This is a genomic window from Streptomyces chilikensis (assembly GCF_001642695.1).
In the GTDB taxonomy this organism is placed as follows: domain Bacteria; phylum Actinomycetota; class Actinomycetes; order Streptomycetales; family Streptomycetaceae; genus Streptomyces; species Streptomyces chilikensis.
The window spans coordinates 3,979,037-3,997,777 of record NZ_LWCC02000005.1 but is presented as its reverse complement, the minus strand read 5'-3'; the positions used below and the strand labels follow the sequence as shown (position 1 = coordinate 3,997,777).

16 protein-coding genes, 2 tRNA genes and 1 pseudogene are annotated in these 18,741 nt (G+C 73.4%); 4 read left to right on the top strand and 15 right to left on the bottom strand.

Annotated elements, in window-relative coordinates:
* Positions 1–217: 217 nt before the first annotated feature.
* The 8 genes and pseudogenes from ruvC to pgsA form a co-directional block, all read right to left on the bottom strand.
* A pseudogene (ruvC, locus tag A2U95_RS17925) lies at positions 218–739 on the bottom strand (crossover junction endodeoxyribonuclease RuvC); the annotation flags it as partial.
* A gap of 212 nt (positions 740–951) precedes the next feature.
* On the bottom strand, positions 952–1,704 hold the full coding sequence (locus tag A2U95_RS17920) for a YebC/PmpR family DNA-binding transcriptional regulator (RefSeq protein ID WP_166023752.1): 753 nt from the start codon (positions 1,702–1,704) through the stop codon (positions 952–954).
* 48 nt (positions 1,705–1,752) lie between these two features.
* Entirely contained in the window at positions 1,753–2,367 is a 615-nt protein-coding gene (gene pdxT, locus A2U95_RS17915; protein WP_166025342.1) for a pyridoxal 5'-phosphate synthase glutaminase subunit PdxT, read from the bottom strand.
* Positions 2,368–2,375: 8 nt separating this feature from the next.
* Positions 2,376–3,281, bottom strand: coding sequence for a pyridoxal 5'-phosphate synthase lyase subunit PdxS (gene pdxS, locus A2U95_RS17910; RefSeq protein ID WP_166025340.1), 906 nt, complete (start codon positions 3,279–3,281; stop codon positions 2,376–2,378).
* 151 nt (positions 3,282–3,432) lie between these two features.
* Entirely contained in the window at positions 3,433–3,975 is a 543-nt protein-coding gene (locus tag A2U95_RS17905) for a LemA family protein (protein WP_166023750.1), read from the bottom strand.
* 245 nt (positions 3,976–4,220) lie between these two features.
* Positions 4,221–5,384 (bottom strand): glycosyltransferase family 4 protein, encoded by a 1,164-nt coding sequence (locus tag A2U95_RS17900; protein WP_166023748.1) that lies wholly within the window; start codon positions 5,382–5,384, stop codon positions 4,221–4,223.
* Positions 5,381–6,307 carry a phosphatidylinositol mannoside acyltransferase gene (locus tag A2U95_RS17895; protein ID WP_166023746.1) on the bottom strand — a complete coding sequence of 309 codons (927 nt, stop codon included), beginning with the start codon at positions 6,305–6,307 and terminating at the stop codon, positions 5,381–5,383. Before A2U95_RS17895 ends, A2U95_RS17900 begins: the two co-directional genes overlap by 4 nt.
* The gene (gene pgsA / locus A2U95_RS17890) at positions 6,304–6,948 is read right to left on the bottom strand and encodes a phosphatidylinositol phosphate synthase (RefSeq protein ID WP_166023744.1); all 645 of its coding nucleotides are present in this window, start codon (positions 6,946–6,948) and stop codon (positions 6,304–6,306) included. The genes A2U95_RS17895 and pgsA overlap by 4 nt, the downstream gene beginning before the upstream one ends.
* A gap of 289 nt (positions 6,949–7,237) precedes the next feature.
* On the opposite strand from pgsA, the gene A2U95_RS17885 reads away from it, so the two are divergent.
* Both A2U95_RS17885 and A2U95_RS17880 read left to right on the top strand, forming a co-directional pair.
* A complete protein-coding gene (locus tag A2U95_RS17885; protein ID WP_166023742.1) occupies positions 7,238–9,436 on the top strand; it encodes an elongation factor G-like protein EF-G2 in 2,199 nt (732 codons plus the stop codon).
* A 290-nt stretch (positions 9,437–9,726) separates the two neighbouring features.
* Positions 9,727–11,346, top strand: a complete 1,620-nt coding sequence (locus A2U95_RS17880) for a hypothetical protein (protein ID WP_166025338.1) — start codon at positions 9,727–9,729, stop codon at positions 11,344–11,346.
* A gap of 15 nt (positions 11,347–11,361) precedes the next feature.
* Here A2U95_RS17880 and A2U95_RS17875 read toward each other — a convergent pair whose 3' ends face one another.
* The gene (locus A2U95_RS17875; RefSeq protein ID WP_166023740.1) at positions 11,362–11,922 is read right to left on the bottom strand and encodes an HIT family protein; all 561 of its coding nucleotides are present in this window, start codon (positions 11,920–11,922) and stop codon (positions 11,362–11,364) included.
* A gap of 66 nt (positions 11,923–11,988) precedes the next feature.
* Here A2U95_RS17875 and A2U95_RS17870 point away from each other — a divergent pair, with 66 nt between their 5' ends.
* On the top strand, positions 11,989–12,639 hold the full coding sequence (locus tag A2U95_RS17870; protein WP_166023738.1) for a potassium channel family protein: 651 nt from the start codon (positions 11,989–11,991) through the stop codon (positions 12,637–12,639).
* A 40-nt stretch (positions 12,640–12,679) separates the two neighbouring features.
* On the opposite strand, the gene thrS is transcribed toward A2U95_RS17870, so the two are convergent.
* The 3 genes from thrS to A2U95_RS17855 all read right to left on the bottom strand — a co-directional run bounded on the left by thrS (position 12,680) and on the right by A2U95_RS17855 (position 16,700).
* On the bottom strand, positions 12,680–14,656 hold the full coding sequence (gene thrS / locus A2U95_RS17865; protein ID WP_166023736.1) for a threonine--tRNA ligase: 1,977 nt from the start codon (positions 14,654–14,656) through the stop codon (positions 12,680–12,682).
* Between the two features lie 101 nt (positions 14,657–14,757).
* Positions 14,758–15,978, bottom strand: coding sequence for a hypothetical protein (locus tag A2U95_RS17860; protein WP_240957475.1), 1,221 nt, complete (start codon positions 15,976–15,978; stop codon positions 14,758–14,760).
* A gap of 155 nt (positions 15,979–16,133) precedes the next feature.
* Positions 16,134–16,700: a DUF4365 domain-containing protein gene (locus A2U95_RS17855; RefSeq protein WP_166023734.1), complete on the bottom strand. Its 567-nt coding sequence runs from the start codon at positions 16,698–16,700 to the stop codon at positions 16,134–16,136.
* 179 nt (positions 16,701–16,879) lie between these two features.
* On the opposite strand from A2U95_RS17855, the gene A2U95_RS17850 reads away from it, so the two are divergent.
* Positions 16,880–17,605, top strand: coding sequence for a 3'-5' exonuclease (locus A2U95_RS17850; RefSeq protein ID WP_166023733.1), 726 nt, complete (start codon positions 16,880–16,882; stop codon positions 17,603–17,605).
* 106 nt (positions 17,606–17,711) lie between these two features.
* On the opposite strand, the gene A2U95_RS17845 is transcribed toward A2U95_RS17850, so the two are convergent.
* The 3 genes from A2U95_RS17845 to A2U95_RS17835 all read right to left on the bottom strand — a co-directional run bounded on the left by A2U95_RS17845 (position 17,712) and on the right by A2U95_RS17835 (position 18,706).
* A tRNA-Val gene (locus A2U95_RS17845) sits at positions 17,712–17,783 on the bottom strand.
* 39 nt (positions 17,784–17,822) lie between these two features.
* Positions 17,823–18,290: an SRPBCC family protein gene (locus A2U95_RS17840; RefSeq protein WP_166023730.1), complete on the bottom strand. Its 468-nt coding sequence runs from the start codon at positions 18,288–18,290 to the stop codon at positions 17,823–17,825.
* 344 nt (positions 18,291–18,634) lie between these two features.
* A tRNA-Val gene (locus tag A2U95_RS17835) sits at positions 18,635–18,706 on the bottom strand.
* Positions 18,707–18,741: the final 35 nt, after the last annotated feature.

Below are 18,741 nucleotides of genomic sequence, written 5' to 3'. Positions count from 1 at the left end.
GGGTGTCGGCCTGTGCGGTGTCGGTCCGCGGCGTGTCGGTCCGCGGGGTGTCGGTCCGCGGGGTGTCGGTCCGCGGGGTGTCGGTCCGCGCGGGGCGCTCGGCCTCGGGGGGCGCGGGTTCGGGCGCGGGTCCGGTGGGTCCGGGGCCGGCGGCGGGCGACGCCTCCGGGGGCCTGGCCTTCGCCGGCCGGGGACGGCCGAGGGTACGCGTGGTGTGCTGGTTCCTCAGCGCCTGCCGGGCCACCGCGACCTGCAGGCGGTTCTGCGCCGGCGCCCGCCAGATGTGGCAGATGGCCAGGGCCAGCGCGTCCGCCGCGTCGGCCGGCTTCGGCGGGGCGTCCAGCCTCAGCAGGCGCGTCACCATGGCTCCCACCTGCGCCTTGTCGGCCCGGCCGCTGCCGGTGACGGCGGCCTTGACCTCACTGGGGGTGTGCAGCGCGACCGGGATGCCGCGCCGGGCCGCGCAGACCATGGCGACGGCGCTGGCCTGCGCGGTGCCCATCACGGTGCGGACGTTGTGCTGGGCGAAGACCCGTTCCACGGCGACGAACTCCGGCCGGTACTCGTCCAGCCACTGCTCCAGCCCCTGTTCCAGGGCGACCAGCCGCAGTGCGGGCTCGGCGTCCGTGGGCGTGCGGACGACGCCGACGCCGCGCATGGTCAGCGGCCGCCCGGCCACTCCCTCGACCACGCCGACGCCGCACCGGGTCAGTCCCGGGTCCACCCCCAGTACCCGCACAGCGTTCGCCTCCCGGCTCGTCAAGCGTTCGTTCACCTGTTCCCGCAGGCAGGAAGGCTATCGCGCGGCACCGACAGGACCCCTGAAGCGGACGGCGGGCCGGCGGGACGTGTCCGTCCCGCCGGCCCGCCGTCGCACGTGATGCCGCCGACCGGGCGCGGCACCGGTCACGCGCCGCACCGGTCACGCGCCGTTCCGGCCGAACGCCGCGATCAGGCGTCGACCTTCTCCATGACCTCGTCGGAGACGTCGAAGTTGGCGTAGACGTTCTGCACGTCGTCGCTGTCCTCGAGCGCGTCGATCAGCTTGAAGATCTTGCGCGCGCCCTCCTCGTCCAGCTCGACCTGCATGGTCGGGACGAAGTTGGCGTCGGCCGAGTCGTAGTCGATGCCGGCGTCCTGGAGAGCGGTGCGGACCGCGACCAGGTCGGTGGCCTCGCTGATGACCTCGAAGGTCTCGCCGAGGTCGTTGACCTCCTCGGCGCCCGCGTCCAGGACGGCGCCGAGGACGTCGTCCTCGGTCAGCTCGCCCTTGGGGACGATCACCACGCCCTTGCGGTTGAACAGGTACGACACCGAACCGGGGTCGGCCATCGAGCCGCCGTTGCGGGTCATGGCGACCCGCACGTCGGAGGCGGCGCGGTTGCGGTTGTCGGTGAGGCACTCGATGAGCACCGCGACGCCGTTCGGGCCGTAGCCCTCGTACATGATCGTCTCGTAGTCGACGCCGCCGGCCTCGAGGCCGCCGCCGCGCTTGACCGCCGAGTCGATGTTCTTGTTGGGGACCGACGACTTCTTCGCCTTCTGGATGGCGTCGTACAGCGTCGGGTTGCCGTCCGGGTCGGCGCCGCCGGTCCGCGCAGCGACCTCGATGTTCTTGATCAGCTTCGCGAAGAGCTTGCCGCGCTTGGCGTCGATGACGGCCTTCTTGTGCTTCGTCGTGGCCCATTTAGAGTGGCCGGACATCTGCCTGTCTCCTTCGCGTAACCCATCTCCGTACGAACGGCAGAGATCCTACAAGGCTCCCGCCGTCCGCCTCTCCCTCACCATCTCGGTGAAGAGCGCGTGCACCCGGCTGTCGCCGGTGAGCTCCGGGTGGAAGGCGGTGGCCAGGGCGTTGCCCTGGCGCACGGCGACCACGGCGCCCTCGTGCCGGGCGAGCACCTCCACGCCCTCCCCGACCGACTCCGCCAGGGGCGCGCGGATGAACACTCCCACCACAGGGTCGCCCACCACGCCGGTCACGTCGAGGACCGCCTCGAACGACTCGTTCTGCCGCCCGAAGGCGTTGCGGCGCACGGTCATGTCGATGCCGCCGATGCTCTGCTGGCCGGAGCGCGGATCGGCGATCCGGTCGGCGAGCAGGATCATTCCGGCGCAGGTCCCGTAGACCGGCATGCCGGCGCGGACCCGCTCGCGCAGCGGCTCCAGCAGCCCGAACAGTTCGGCCAGCTTGGAGATCACGGTCGACTCGCCCCCGGGAACGACCAGGCCGTCCACGGCGGCCAGTTCCTCGGGGCGGCGGACCGTGACCGCCGCGGCGCCGGCCTCGGCCAGCGCCGCGAGGTGCTCCCGGACGTCGCCCTGGAGGGCCAGGACGCCGATCACGGGACGGTGGTGCTCCGGCATCTGCGCCGTCACCAGCCGCGGTTGGCGTAGCGCTCCGACTCGGGGAGCACGTCGCAGTTGATGCCGACCATGGCCTCGCCCAGGTTGCGGGAGGCGTCCGCGACCACCTTGGGGTCGTCGTAGAAGGTGGTCGCCTTGACGATGGCCGCGGCGCGCTTGGCCGGGTCGCCGGACTTGAAGATGCCGGAGCCGACGAAGACGCCCTCGGCGCCGAGCTGGCGCATCAGCGCGGCGTCCGCCGGGGTGGCGACGCCGCCGGCGGAGAACAGCACCACGGGCAGCTTGCCGAGCTCGGCGACCTCGCGGACCAGCTCGTAGGGAGCGCGCAGCTCCTTGGCGGCGGCGTACAGCTCGTGCTCGTCCAGGCCGCGCAGGCGGGAGATGTCGCCCTTGATCTGCCGCAGGTGGCGGACCGCCTCGACGACGTTGCCGGTGCCGGCCTCGCCCTTGGAGCGGATCATGGCCGCGCCCTCGGAGATCCGGCGCAGCGCCTCGCCCAGGTTGGTGGCGCCGCACACGAACGGGGTGGTGAACGACCACTTGTCGGAGTGGTTGACCTCGTCGGCCGGGGTCAGCACCTCGGACTCGTCGATGTAGTCGACGCCGAGCGCCTGCAGCACCTGGGCCTCGACGAAGTGGCCGATGCGGGACTTGGCCATCACCGGGATGGAGACGGCCTCGATGATGCCCTCGATCATGTCCGGGTCGGACATCCGGGCCACGCCGCCGTCCTTGCGGATGTCGGCCGGCACGCGCTCCAGCGCCATCACGGCGACCGCGCCGGCGTCCTCGGCGATCTTCGCCTGCTCGGGGGTGACGACGTCCATGATGACGCCGCCCTTGAGCTGCTCCGCCATGCCGCGCTTGACGCGGGCGGTGCCGGTGACGGGTGCGGTGCCGTTCAGGGTGGACATGAGCATGCCTCACAGGGGTACGAAGGGGTGGTGTGACGACACGGGGACCGGATCCCCGCGTCCCTGTGAGGAAACGCCGCGGAGCGGGCCCGGGACAAGAGCCAATGCGCAGACCGTGGCCTGCCCGGGGAGCGGCGGGCGGCTCATGTGATCAGGACACGCGCTCCACGAGGGCGGCGGGGGCCTCGTCGTCCATCTCGAACGCCATCGGGAACGGGGCGTGGCCGGCCAGCCGGAACCAGCGGACCTTGCGGTGCCGGCGCAGGGCGCGGGCGGCGCGGACGGCGTCGTTGTGGAACCGGCGGGCCATCGGGACGCGGCGCACCGCCTCGGCCAGTTCGCGCACCGCCTCCTCGCCGCCGTGGGCCTCGCGGACGCCCTCGACCTGCTGCGCCTCGGCGAAGACCGCGCGCAACGCCTGGCTCAGCTCACTCTCGGCGATCTCCCGGTGCTCCTCCTCGGCCTGCCGGGCCCCGTGGGCTGCCTCGTACAGCACGATCGAGGCGGCGGGGTCGAGCACGCCGGCGGTGGCGAGCTCCTGGGCGACGGAGGCGCGGCGCAGCAGCTGGGCGTCCAGGGCGGCGCGGGCGGCGTCGATCCGGGCGTGCAGCCGGTCGAGCCGGCCCGCGGTCCAGCTCAGGTACAGCCCGATCGCGATGAGGGCGACGAGGATCCAGATCAGCGTTGCGGTCACCGCGGAAGCGTATCCGGCCCGCCACGGGCGCCCGCGCGGACCGGTCACCACCGGGCATCCGTCCGCCGCGGCGGCGGGGAGCTCCCCCGCACACCACCCCGGCGACACGCTCCACCACGGCTCGGCCACCTGCGGGGGCTCACGCACCGCGCTGGCGGCCACCGCGGCGGACCCGACGGCGGGCGGCCACCGCGGCGGGACCGCACCCCGGGGCGGCCGCCGCGGTGCGGCCGCCGCGGGAGGGGTCAGTCGCGGGCGAGGCCCAGCCGGGCCCGCAGTCCCGTGGCGCGGTCGTCGGCGGCCACCGCCGCCGCCCCCGCGGTCACCGTCTCGTAGACGGACATGATGTCGGCCCCGACCGTCGCCCAGTCGAACCGCCGGACGTGCGCGCTGCCCCGCTCCCGCAGCTCCGCCCGCCGCGCGGGGTCGCCGAGCAGCCGGATCGCCGCCGCGGCCAGCGCGTCCGCGTCCTCGTTGGCGAACAGCTCCCCCGCCGTCCCCTGGTCCAGCACCTGGGCGAACGCGTCCAGGTCCGAGGCGAGCACCGGCGCGCCCGCCGAGAGCGCCTCGACCAGGATGATGCCGAAGCTCTCCCCGCCCGTGTTGGGCGCCACGTACAGGTCCACCGACCGCAGCAGCCGCGCCTTCTCCTCGTCGCTGACCATGCCGAGGAACTCCACCCGGGACCGCAGTTCCTCGGGGAGCGAGGCGACCGCCTCCTCCTCGTCGCCGCGCCCCGCGACCAGCAGCCGGGTCTCCGGCCGGGCCTCCAGGATCCTCGGCAGGGCCCGCATCAGCACCGGCAGGCCCTTGCGCGGCTCGTCGATCCGCCCTATGAACCCGATGGTCCCGCCCTGCCACCGCGGCTCCGGTTCGGCCTCGGCGAAGAAGTCGACGTCGACGCCGTTGGGGATGACCACCGCGTCACCGCCGAGGTGCTCCACCAGCGTGCGCCGGGCGTACTCGCTCACCGCGATCCGCGCGCTGATCTTCTCCAGCGCGGCCTGGAGGATCGAGTAGGCGGCGATCATCGCCCGGGACCGCGGGTTGGAGGTGTGGAAGGTCGCCACGATCGGGCCCGAGGCCGCCCAGCAGGCGAGCAGGCCCAGCGAGGGCGAGGCCGGCTCGTGGATGTGGATGACGTCGAACGCCCCGTCGTGCAGCCAGCGCCGCACCCGCGCCGCGGAGAGGAACCCGAAGTTGAGCCGCGCCACCGAACCGTTGTACGGCACCGGTACCGCGCGCCCGGCGGAGACCACGTAGGGCGGCAGCGGGGTGTCGTCGTCGGCCGGGGCCAGCACGGACACCTCGTGGCCCTGGCGCACGAAGTACTCCGCCAGGTCGCGGATGTGGAACTGGACGCCGCCCGGCACGTCCCAGGAGTACGGGCAGACGATGCCGATCCTCATGCACTCTCCCCCTCGCCCCGCCGGTCGTCCAGATCGGCGGGCCACAGCCTCTGCAGCATGTGCCAGTCCTCCGGGTGCTCGGCGATGCCGGACGCGAAGGCGTCGGCGAGGCGCTGCGTCATCACGGCGGACCTCTCGGGCCGCGTCCCGCCCGCGGGCACCTCCACCGGCGGGTGGAGGCGCGCCTTCATCACCGGGGTGTCGTCGAACCAGAGCGTCGCCGGGAGCAGCAGCGCCCCGGTCTGCTGGGCGAGCAGCGCCGGCCCGGCCGGCATCCGCGCCCTCTCGCCGAAGAAGTCGACCTCCACCCCGGAGGCGGACAGGTCGCGGTCGGCGACCAGGCAGACCAGGCCGCCCTTGCGCAGCCGCCGCGCCAGCGCCCCGAAGGCGGAGCCGCCGTCGTGCGGCAGCACCTCCATGCCCAGGCCCTCGCGGTAGGCGACGAACCGGTCGTAGAGCGTCTCGGGCTTCAGGCGCTCGGCGACGGTGGTGAACGGGATGCCCAGGTGGGTGGTGACCCAGGCTCCGGCCAGGTCCCAGTTGCCCATGTGCGGCAGCGCGAGTACCACCCCGCGCCCGGCGGCGAGGGTGTCGGTGAGCAGGCGGACGTCCTCGTCCCTCATCTCCACCCCGGAGGCGATCCGCTCCCTGCTCCAGGAGGGCAGCCGGAACGACTCCATCCAGTACCGCAGGTAGGACCGCATGCCCGCCCGGGACAGCTCGGCGAGCCGCTCCGGCGTGGCGTCGGGCACCACCCGGGCCAGGTTCCGCTCCAGGCGCAGCACGCCCGCGCCGCGCCGGCGCCACGCGGTGTCGGCGATCGTCCGGCCGAGGCGCACGGCCGCCGGCTCGGGAAGCTTCTTCACGGTGGCCCAGCCGAGCCCGTAGAGGGATGCGGCGAGCTTGTCCTTCGGCCCGCTCACGAGACGGTCCCGGCATCCGCCTCGGCGGCCTCCCGGCGCACCGTGACCACCCGCTGCGCCAGCGTGACCAGGCTGCCCACGGCGACGATCCACAGCGCGACCGGGAGCAGCACGTCGACGCCCGGCACCCCGAAGGCGTGCAGCCCCGCGAGCCCGGCCGCCACCAGCGTGACCACCAGCCGCTCGGCACGCTCCACCAGCCCGTTGACCGCGACCGGCAGGCCGATCGACTCGCCGCGCGCCTTGGTGTACGAGACCACCTGGCCGCTGGCCAGGCAGAAGATCGCCACCGCGCACAGCGTCACGCTGTCGCCGCCGCCCGCGTACCAGAGGGCGATGCCGCCGAAGACCGCGCCGTCGGCGACCCGGTCCAGCGTGGAGTCGAGGAAGGCGCCCCAGCGGCTGGAACGGCCGAGCTGCCGGGCCATGTTGCCGTCCACCAGGTCCGAGAACACGAACAGGGTGATGACGATCGTGCCCCAGAAGAACTCGCCCACCGGGAAGAGGACCAGCGCGCCCGCGACCACTCCGGCGGTTCCCAGCACGGTGACCGTGTCGGGGCTGACGCCGTGGCGGATGAGAAACGCGGCGAACGGTGTGAGAACACGCGTGAAGAATGCACGCGCGTACTTGTTCAGCATGGCCTTCCCGAGGGTCGTGGCGGCCGCCCCTGCTGGCCACCGGCCCGGCCCATCGTAGCCACGCGCTCCCCGCCCCGAAGGAGGGGCACCCTCTGGTCAGGTCACGGCCCGGCCACGGCCTTCTCACGGACAGGTGACGCGGGGGCGGCCGTCCCCCGGATGGACGAGTCCCGGCGACGGTGCGAAGCTCGAAGGGAACCGCGGGCGCGCGCCTCGCGCCGCCGCGGCGGCCCTCGGGACCGTGCGTCCGCGCCACCAGCGATCCCACCGTGTGCGGGAGGGCAGGACCATGGGCGACAGGAACAGCCATCACCCCGGAGCCGCCGGAGGGGCGGCGACGGCCGACCGCCCCGGCTCCATCCGGAACGTGGTGCTGGTCGGCCCCACCGGATCGGGCAAGACCACGCTGGTCGAGGCCCTCGCCCAGACCGCCGGCGCGGTCAACCGGGCGGGCCGGGTCGAGGACGGCGGCACCGTCTCCGACCACGACGAGATCGAACAGCGCCGGCACCGCTCGGTGCAGCTCTCCCTGGTGCCGCTCACCTGGGACGGCTTCAAGATCAACCTGCTGGACACCCCCGGCTACGCCGACTTCGTGGGAGAGCTCAGGGCCGGCCTGCGCGCCGCGGACGCGGCCCTGTTCGTCGTCTCGGCGTCCGACGGCGTGGACGGCGCCACGCGCGCGATGTGGGACGAGTGCGCGGCCGTCGGCATGCCCCGCGCCATCGTCGTCACGCACCTCGAGTCGGCCCGCACCGGCGTGGAGGAGATGACCCGGCTGTGCGCCGAGGCGTTCGGCGGCGACGACCCCGACGCCGTCCTCCCCCTCTACCTGCCGTTGCGCGGGCCTGCGGGACCCGACGGGCAGGCACCGGTGACCGGGCTGATCGGCCTGCTCACCAAGAAGCTCTTCGACTACTCCTCCGGCGAACGCGTCGAGCACGACCCCGACGCGGACCGGATCCCGCTGATCGAGGAGGCCCGTGACCGGCTGGTCGAGGGCATCATCGCCGGGAGCGAGGACGAGGCCCTCATGGACCGCTACATCGGCGGCGGGGCCCTCGACCCCGGCGCCCTGGTCGAGGACCTGGAGAAGGCCGTCTCCCGCGCCTCCTTCCACCCCGTCCTGTGCGCCGCGCCCGCCCCGCCCGGCGCCCGCCAGGGGCTGGGCACGGTCGAACTCCTCGACCTGGTCACCCGCGGCTGCCCCACCCCGCCCGAACGCCACGCGCCCGTGGTCACCTCCCTCGACGGCACGCCCCGCGACCTGCGGCTCGGCGACCCCTCCGGGCCGCTGCTGGCGGAGGTCGTCAGGACCGCGTCCGACCCCTACGTCGGCCGGATGTCCCTGGTCCGCGTCTTCTCCGGCACGCTGCGCCCCGACACGGTCGTCCACGTCTCGGGGCACGGCCTGGCCGACCGGGGACACGAGGACCACGACACCGACGAACGCGTCTCCGCCCTGACCAGCCCCTTCGGCAAGCAGCAGCGCCCGGTGACCCACGCCGTGGCGGGCGACCTGGTCTGCGTCGCCAAGCTCTCCCGCGCCGAGACCGGCGACACCCTGTCCGCCAAGGACGACCCGCTGCTGATGAAGCCCTGGGCCCTGCCCGACCCGCTGCTCCCGCTCGCCGTGGAGGCCCACTCCAAGGCGGACGAGGACCGGCTCTCCGAGGGCCTGTCCCGCCTCGTCGGCGAGGACCCCACCATGCGGCTGGAGCACGACCGGGACACCGGCCAGGTCGTGCTGTGGTGCCTGGGCGAGGCCCACGCCGAGGTCGCCCTGGAGCGCCTGCGCACCCGCTACGGAGTCCGGGTCGACGTCGTCCCGCACCGGGTGGCACTGCGCGAGACCTTCGCCGCACCGGCCTCCGGACGCGGCAGGCACGTCAAGCAGTCCGGCGGACACGGCCAGTTCGGCATCTGCGAGATCCGGGTCGAACCGCTGCCCGCGGGCTCCGGCGTCGAGTTCGTCGACCAGGTGGTGGGCGGCGCGGTCCCCCGGCAGTTCGTCCCCTCCGTGGAGAAGGGGGTCCGCGCCCAGGCCGCCCGGGGGATCGGATCCGGGCGCCCGCTGACCGACGTGCGCGTCACCCTCCTCGACGGCAAGTCCCACTCGGTGGACTCCTCCGACGCCGCCTTCCAGACCGCCGGCGCGCTCGCCCTGCGGGAGGCCGCCGCCGACGCGCGGATCCACGTCCTGGAACCGGTGGCCGAGGTGACCGTGCTGATCGGCGACGCGTACGTGGGCGCCGTGATGAGCGACCTGTCCTCCCGGCGCGGCCGGGTGCTGGGCACCGAGCAGACCGAGGGCGGCCGGGTCCTGGTCCGCGCCGAGATCCCCGAGCTGGAGATCGAGCGCTACGCCGTGGAGCTGCGCTCCCTCTCCCACGGCACGGCCGGGTTCAGCCGCCGGTACCTGCGCCACGAGCCCGCTCCCGAGCACGTCGTGCGGCGGCTGCGCGAGAAGGAGACCGCGCCCGCCTGATCCCCCGCGGCCCTGACCCGCCGCAACACGCGGCCCTGACCCGCCGCAACAGTGCGATCCGGAACGGGGGTTGACCACACCCCCGTCCTGGGCAGTCTGTGTAGTGCGCGACCGGACCCGGACCGGCCGGTCCCGGGCGGACGATTCCGCCGAGGGACCACCGGGCCCGTCACCGGGCCGATAGGCTGACGAACCGGCCTCCGGTCGTGCGGGCAGGCCAGGACACACCGCCGCGGGAGCGCCGCGGCAGGGGGGCGGAAACAACCGTGTCGAGCGACGCATTCGGGCCGATGGTGCCGGCGGCCGGCGGCGAGGGGCAGAAGGCCACCTTCGCGCTGGCCTCCGCGGCCTACCGGGACGACCCGGTCGAGAAGATACTCGACGCCGACAACGAGTGGCACCGGTCGAAGGTCAACCCCGGCAAGAGCTGGGCGAGGATCTTCCGCCCCAACCTCGGCGAGGCCTTCTCCCGCGCCGTGGTCGACCGGCTCCTCGCGCCCGGCCGCGGTCCGGTCGTCCAGTCCTTCGGCATGGACCCGCAGACCGTGGTCGTGCACTGCCTGGCCGCCAACGGCCTGCGCCGCACCCGCGACATCCGGCTCACCGCCGTGATGCTGCTCTGCGGGGTGCTCTTCCTGCCCGGCCTGCTGGCCTGGCTGCTGGTCTTCCAGATCCGCGCCACCCTCGCCAAGGCGGAGAACCGCAGGACCTCCGGCATGGGCACCGTGCTGCTGACCGCCTTCGGCCTGCTCGCCGTGGTCTTCTTCGTCCAGATGCCCTTCGGCGGCTTCTGGGGCTGGTACGCGCGCGGCGCGGTGATCGCCCCGGTGGTCGGCTGGGTGGTCGCCAAGCGGATCTGCGAGGCCACCGCCAAGGACCTACGCGACCGCTGGGCGAGCCTGCTCTCCGGCAGCAGCATCGGCGCCAAGGTCCCCGAGGCGGTGCCCTCCACCCCCGACGGGTCGGCCGACCAGCTCCGCCAGAGCCTCAACCGGCTCGGCGCCGAGCAGCAGTCCAACATCACCTTCTACGCCGGCCCCAAGGGCGTCCTCGGGATGGGGACCCGCTGGGGCAGCTGGCAGATGGCCGAGGACCTCGAACCCGCCGAGGAGGGCAAGGAGATCTACGCCTTCCGCAGCTGGGACGTGGTCCGCGCCATCCACGCCAAGCTCTCCCTGATGGAGCGCACCCCCGTGCCCACCGAGGGCATCCCCAAGCCCTCCGTGGAGCACTGGATCGTCTCCCCCGTCGGCGAGGGCGCGGACTCCGTCGCCCGGCCCGACGGCACCGACGTCGACAACTTCCGCTACAAGTCGCACGCCATACAGCAGATCTGCAACCGTCAGCAGTTCGGCAGCGGCGACCGCCACTACCTGGGCGTCCAGTGGGTCCTCTGGGACGGGCAGTTGGTCCTCACCATGCTGGTGACGGTCACCGTGCTCTACCAGACGCTGCGCATCGAGGTCACCGGGCACGCGCTCGGGCCGGTGCACGGCCTGTTCAACTCCAAGCCCGCGGCCAAGGAGAGGACCGTCGACAAGGCGTTCAAGCCCTGGGAGAAGCGGACCATCACCCTCCCGCTGGTCGACAGCGACGAGGTGGTGCGCCTCGCCGCCCGCGCCCCGCTGACCTGGTTCCCCAAGCAGCTCAACTGGCTCGGCGGCAGCCTGACCCTCCCGGAGCCGTTCGGCCTGCGCCACGCCTGGGCGGAGCAGCCCTGGCGCCACCGGTTCATGGCCGACGACGCCATGCGCGTGGCCACGCCGGTGCTGCGCACTGTCCACCAGGCGGTGATCGGCGTGCTGCGCGAGCACGGCGTCGCCACCGACAGGTTCGGCGCGCGCTCGTCCGTGGTCAGCGGAGCGGTGCAGGACCCGACGCCGCGCAAGGCGGACACCTACGACGCGTAGCCCCGCCGGGCGGCGTCAGGCGGAGGGCCAGGCCGCGGCGATCATCGCCCGGGTGTCGGCCAGCAGCTGCGGCAGCACCTTGGTGTGCCCCACGACCGGCATGAAGTTGGTGTCCCCGCCCCAGCGGGGCACCACGTGCTGGTGCAGGTGCGCGGCGATGCCGGCCCCGGCGACCGTCCCCTGGTTCATGCCGATGTTGAACCCGTGCGCCCCGGAGCAGCGCCGCAGCGCCGTCATCGCCTGCTTGGTGAGCTCCCCCAGCTCCGCCGTCTCCTCCGCGGTCAGCCCGGTGTAGTCGGCGACGTGCCGGTAGGGCACCACCATCAGGTGACCCCCGTTGTACGGGTACAGGTTGAGCACCGCGTAGACGTGGGTCCCGCGCCGGATCACCAGACCGTCCTCGTCGGACTTGGCGGGGATCGAGCAGAACGGACACCCGTCGCCGGCCTCGGGTCCGGTGGGCTTGTTCTCGCCCTGGACGTAGGCCATCCGGTGGGGGGTCCACAGCCGCTGGAAGGCGTCCGGCGAACCCACCCCGATCTGCAGCTCCGGCTCACTGGTCATACCACGCAGCATATGGCGTCGCCCGTACGGAACGTGTCGCCGGGGGCGACGGGGCGGCCCGCCCGCCAGGCTGGCGCCATGGAGACCCGTGACCCCCGTGAGGACCGTGCGGAGATCCCGCTCGCCGTGGCCTCGCTGCTCTTCCTCGCCGCCTACGCCCTCCTCGTCCTGAGCCGCGGGCTGCCCGACCTGTGGCACGGTCTCGCCCTCGCGGTGATCGCCGCCGTGTGGCTGCTCTTCGCGCTCGACTACGCGGCCCGCTGGCGCCGCAGCGGCCAGGGCCCCCGCTTCGTGCGCACCCACTGGCTGGACACGCTGGTCCTGCTCCTCCCCCTGCTGCGGCCGCTGCGGATCGTCCGGTTCTACGAGGCGGTGGTGCGGCGGCGCGGGCGGCCGCGGTTCCCCCTGCAGGCACGGGTGATGTTCTACGCCGGGGTGTCCGTGCTGCTGATCGGGTTCGCCGGGGCGCTCGCCGTCTACCAGCAGGAACGGGGCGCTCCCGGCGCCACCATCCGCACCTTCGGCGACTCCGTGTGGTGGACCTGCGCCACCCTGGCCACGGTCGGGTACGGCGACGTGGCCCCGGTGACGCCCGGGGGGCGGACCGTCGCGGTCGCCCTGATGGCCTGCGGCCTCGCCCTGCTCGGCGCGGTGACGGGCTCCTTCGCGTCGTGGCTGATGGCCGTCTTCGCCACGGCCGAGGAACGCGGGAGGCCCCCGGGAAGCTGAGCTTCCCGGGGGCCTGGAACCCCGCGGCGCGGGGAGCGCGTCACACCTGCGCTCGGCGCTCCACCACGTCGACGAGCTTGGCGATCGCCTGGTCACGCGGGATGCCGTTCTCCTGCGAACCGTCGCGGTACCGGAACGACACCGTCCCCGCGTTCATGTCCTCATCACCCACGATGATCATGAAGGGGGTCTTCATCTTCTGGGCGTTGCGGATCTTCTTCTGCATGCGGTCCGAGGAGGCGTCGACCTCCACGCGCAGGCCCTTCTTCTTCGCCTCGGCGGCGAACTCCTGGAGGTACTCCACGTGCGCGTCGCCGATCGGGATGCCGACCGCCTGCACGGGGGCCAGCCACGCCGGGAACGCGCCCGCGTAGTGCTCCAGCAGCACCGCGAAGAACCGCTCGATGGAGCCGAAGAGCGCGCGGTGGATCATCACCGGCCGCTGCTTGGTGCCGTCGGCCGCGGTGTACTCGAGGTTGAAGCGCTCCGGCAGGTTGAAGTCGAGCTGCACGGTCGACATCTGCCAGGTCCGCCCGATCGCGTCCTTCGCCTGGACGGAGATCTTCGGGCCGTAGAAGGCCGCGCCGCCCGGGTCCGGCACCAGCGGGAGACCCTGCTTCTCGGCCACCTGCCGCAGCGTCTCGGTGGCTTCCTCCCACACCTCGTCGGAGCCGACGAACTTCTCGGGGTCCTTGGTGGAGAGCTCCAGGTAGAAGTCGGTGAGGCCGTAGTCGCGCAGCAGGTTCAGGACGAAGGTGAGCGTCTTGTCGAGCTCCTCCGCCATCTGCTCCTTGGTGCAGTAGATGTGCGCGTCGTCCTGGGTGAAGCCGCGGGCGCGGGTGAGGCCGTGCACCACGCCGGACTTCTCGTACCGGTACACCGTCCCGAACTCGAAGAGGCGCAGCGGCAACTCGCGGTAGGACCGGCCGCGCGCGTCGAAGACCAGGTTGTGCATCGGGCAGTTCATGGGCTTGAGGTAGTAGTCCACGCCCTCGTCGAGCTGCATGGGCGGGTACATGCCGTCGGCGTACCAGTCCAGGTGGCCCGAGGTCTCGAAGAGCTTCCCCTTCGTCGCGTGCGGGGTGTAGACGAACTCGTAGCCCTCCTCCTCGTGGCGGCGGCGCGAGTAGTCCTCCATCACGCGGCGGACGATGCCGCCCTTGGGGTGGAAGACGGCGAGGCCGGAGCCGATCTGCTCGGGGATCGAGAACAGGTCGAGCTCGTTGCCCAGCTTGCGGTGGTCGCGCTTCTCCGCCTCGGCGAGGAAGTCCAGGTACTGCTTCAGCTCGTCCTTGGACGGCCAGGCGGTGCCGTAGATGCGCTGCAGCATGGGGTTCTTCTCGCTGCCCCGCCAGTACGCGGCCGCGTTGCGCATCAGCTTGAACGCCGGGATCAGACGGGTCGACGGCAGGTGGGGACCGCGGCAGAGGTCCTTCCAGCACAGCTCGCCGGTCTTGGCGTCGAGGTTGTCGTAGATGGTCAGCTCGCCGGCGCCCACCTCGACGTCCGCGCCGTCGTCCGAGGAGGCCGAGCCCTTGAGGCCGATCAGCTCGAGCTTGTACGGCTCGTCCGCGAGCTCCTCGCGGGCGGCCTCGTCGGTCACCACGCGACGGGCGAACTTCTGCCCGCGCTTCTGGATCTCCTGCATCTTCTTCTCGATGGCCTTGAGATCCTCGGGCGTGAACGGCTTCTCGACGTCGAAGTCGTAGTAGAAGCCGTCCTTGACCGGCGGGCCGATGCCCAGCTTGGCTTCCGGGAAGAGCTCCTGGACGGCCTGCGCCATGACGTGCGCGGTGGAGTGGCGCAGGATGTTCAGACCGTCCTCGGAGGAGATGTCGACGCCCTCGACGCTCTCGCCGTCCTTCAGCTCGTAGGCGAGGTCCTTGAGCTCGCCCCCGACGCGAGCGGCCACGATCGAGCGCTCGCCGGCGAAGAGGTCGGCGGCCGTAGTGCCCGTCGTCACCACGCGCTCTTCCCGCTCGGAATCGCGTTGGATGATCACACGGACGTCTGACACCGGTCTCTCCTGACTGAAGGCCTGCTGGGGGAAGTCTCGACACGTCACGGACGGACGCGTACCGGAATCCTACCGAGCCGCGCGCACCCCGTGCGAAGCGGTTAACCCTCGCAGTCCCCGCCGCAGGCCTCCTCGAAGAAGTCGAGGTTCTCCTGGAGGGACTTCATCAGCCGGTCGCGTTCGGCCTCGTCGACGGTGACGGGGGCGACGCCGCGGGCGCCGGTGAGGCGGCGGAAGCCGGCCCGGCTGTCGAGCCTGCCGTCCACCCGGACGGGCAGCCCCACCAGGTGCGCCTGGCCGGCGATCCGGTACGCCTCCTCGTCGAGGGTGACCCGCACGTGCGGGACCTCGGCCCCGGCGAGCACCCGCAGCCGCACGGTGCCCGCCCCGTCGCCGCCGGTGCGGCGCAGCCGGTCCACGGTGCCGGTGAGCCGCACGGCGACGGAGGGCTCGGCCCGCCGGTAGCGGGCCCCGGCCTCGCGGAGGGCGGGCAGGTCGCCGGGCGAGAACTCGACCGGCTCGGCGTCGGGCCCGCACCCCTCGGGGATCCCGGCGGCGGGCGCCCAGGAGATCGTCACGCCGGCTCCCTCGGTGCCCTTGACCAGGGTGATCAGCGCCTCGGTCAGCTCACGGCTCACCCCGGCGGCGACGGCGGCGTCGAAGGCGTCCATCCCTCCGGTGGCCCGCCGGTGGTCGACGGCCTCCCGGGCCGCGTGCAGCGCCCGGTGGAGGCGGACGGTCAGCGGGCGGGCGGGGGCGACGGGCGCGAAGGCGGTGAGCGTGCGCCCGCCGGAGGCCGCCCCGAGCAACAGCACGTCCCCCAGGGCGGCCGCGGCGGCCCGGCGGTGACGGGCGCCGTGGTAGCCGGTGCGGGCGCGGCCGGCGAGGGCGGCGGCGAGCAGGGTGTGGCGGGCGGCCGAGCGGAGTTCCTCCTCCGCCGTCCAGCGCGCGGCGAGGGGTCCGGCCCGGTGGCCGTCGGGGACGTCGCGCCGCCAGCGGATCTCGTCGCCGGGCACGGCCAGGGCGAGCAGGATCTCCCGGGCGGCGGGCTCCTCGGTGCGGGCGAGGGCGTCCAGCGCCTCGCCCAGCAGGTCGGCGCTGTCGGGGAAGGCGCGGCTCTCCGGGACGAGCAGACTGGTGCGCGCGCCCCGCGGTCCGGGCGGCGTCCAGCGGCCGTACCGGCCGGGGGCGCCGCCCCTGCGGCGCCAGCCGTGGCGGGCCAGCAGGACGGCGAGGACGGCCGGGTCGGCCCGCCCGGGGTCGGGCAGGGCTCCGCCGGGGTACGGATCGCCGGCCCACCGCGGCCCCCGGGGCATCGGCATCACGGGACGGACCGTGTCCCCGGTCCCCCCGGTCCCCCCGGTGTTCCCGGCCTCCCCGGTCCCCCCGGCGCCGGTGGCCGGGCGGAGGCGGGCCCGGCGCCCGCGGCGGGGGACGCCGCCGGGACCGTCGCCGGGGCCGTCGATCGGTCGGTGCGTCACGGCATGTCTCCCCTTCCGACCCGGTTCATGATGTCGCAGAGCGCCCGGTCGTCGAAGATGCGCGCGGTCGGCACCCGCACGGTGGTGCGGGTGCGCCCGGTGACCGGATGTCCGGCGAGGTTGACCCAGTAGCAGCAGTGCCTGAGGTCCAGCCGGTCGTGCCCCGCGGTCAGCCACTGGTCGCGGGCCCGGGGCACCAGCATCACCACGAGGATCTTGTGGACGGTGACGGGTGTGCGGGCCAGCTTGGCCAGGTGACCGTTGTCCAGCGTGAAGGAGAAGTGCCGGCCCGGCGGGCGGGGCGGCGTCTGGTAGGTGCTCTTCAGCTGGACCTTGATGGTGACCTCGTCGTCCACGGTGTGGCCCGGCGAGCTGTGGCTGACGTGCCAGTCGATGCCGTTGTCGGGGAACGGCTGGGACAGCGAGCAGCCGGCCGCGGCCGCGACGGCGTGCAGGTATCCCACCTGGAGGGTCTCCATGCAGGCGGTGGTGGCGAGTGTGCCGCGTCGGTGCGTCGTGCGTTCGGGCAGCAGCCCGCCGCGCTCGGGCTGCGCCGTAGCCATGCCCCAACAGCCTCTCCGGCCGGACGGTTCGAGGGCGGGGCCGCCGAACCGCGCGGTCCCGTATGTCTGTTGTCTCCGGCCGGCGTACGGCGCAAACGGCCCGGGTATCACCGGTGCACGGCGGGCGGTCCGCCTGCCGCCTTGCGTGTGCGGGGAGTTGAGCGAGGGGTTGCGGAGACATGACGTGCTGGTACGAGGGCCCACTGGCCGCCTTCGACACGGAGACGACGGGTGTGGACGTGGAGAACGACCGCGTGGTGTCGGCCGCCCTGGTGGTGCAGGACGCACCGGGCACCCGGCCGCGCGTGACGCGCTGGCTGGTGAACCCGGGGGTCCCGGTTCCTGCCGAGGCGACGGCGGTGCACGGACTCACCCAGGACCACCTGGAGCGCAACGGCCGCTGGCCGGCTCCGGTGATGTACGAGATAGGCAGGGCGCTGGGCGAGCAGGCGACCGCGGGCCGGCCGCTGGTGGTGATGAACGCGCCCTTCGACCTGACGCTGCTGGACCGTGAGCTCCGGCGGCACCGGGCGTCCGCGCTGGACCGCTGGTTCCGTTCGGCGTCGCTGAGGGTGATCGACCCGCGGGTGCTGGACAAGCACTTCGACCGGTACCGCAAGGGGCGCCGGACCCTGGTCGACCTGTGCGAGTTCTACGGCGTGGAGCTGACCGAGGCGCACGACGCGGCGGCGGACGCGCTGGCGGCCCTGGACGTCACGCGGGCGGTCGGGCGCCGCTTCGCGTCGCGGCTGGAGCGGCTGTCCCCGGCCGAGCTGCACACGCTGCAGCAGACCTGGCACGCGGCACAGGCGAAGGGACTGGAGGCGTGGTTCGCGCGGAGCGGGGCGCCGGAGACGGTGGACCGGTCGTGGCCGCTGCGCCCGGGGCTGACGGCGGCCGCCTGAACCGTCGGCCGTCCGGCAGCCGGCCGCCCGGACGCGCCGGCCGCCCGGAAGAACGACGGAGGCGACCCGGCCGCTGTGTCGCGGTCTCGGATCGCCTCCGGTGCCGTGGGCGATACTGGGTTCGAACCAGTGACCTCTTCGGTGTGAACGAAGCGCTCTCCCGCTGAGCTAATCGCCCGGGAACGCACTGAACAATACAGGCCCGACGGTCCTTCGTTCAAACCGCTTCGCCGCCGCCCGCCAGGAACGCCTCGAGGCCGCGGCGGCCGCCGCGCATCATCAGGGCGTGGTTGGCCCGCAGCAGGGGGCGGCCGGGCACGCCCAGCAGGCGCAGCACCGGTTTGGTGAGGTCGGTGTCCTGGTCGTGGAGGACCAGCGTTCCGGCGCCCGCCGGGCGGACGGTCCAGCGCATCCAGCCGGCCAGGTCCCCCGACAGTTCCGCCTGGAGCACGCCGGCCTCCGGCTCCTGCCGGACGGCCCGGATGTCCAGGCGCAGGTCGTACGGGAGGAGCGAGCGGACGAGCACCCGGCCGGACGCCTCCCCGGTCCGCACCGCCCGCCGCACCTCGGGCCACCAGCGGGGGTACTCGTCGACGCGCTCCAGGGTCCGGTAGACGGCTCCGGGCGGCGCGGACAGGGTCCAGCGGCCGGAGAAGCGGTATCGGGTGAGCTCACTCAGCCTCATGACCCCAGTCTCCACGACCCGTTCGGCGCGCACCCGCGGGGCGGGCGGCGAACCCGCGGGCCCCCGGACCCGGTTGCCGCGCGCCTCCCGCGGAGTCCCCGGCTCCCTTTCCCGCATTCGCGGCGGGCCGGCGAAACACCGCTCCCGGGCGGAGACTTGACCGGCCGCAGGGCAATCGGAGGAAGGGGGTCCGCGAACACGCGGAGAAATACGCGGCGTTCCGCGGAAACAATGGACGAATTACCGCCCGAATTCTCCGGCACGAGCCTGAACTCGCGTCCCGCGTGCGGAAAAGGAGGAGGGTCCGGTTCCGTGTTTCCACGGAACCGGACCCTCCTCGCCGGTGGGCGATACTGGGTTCGAACCAGTGACCTCTTCGGTGTGAACGAAGCGCTCTCCCACTGAGCTAATCGCCCGGGCGCAGAGAGAACATTACCCCATGTCAGGGGGT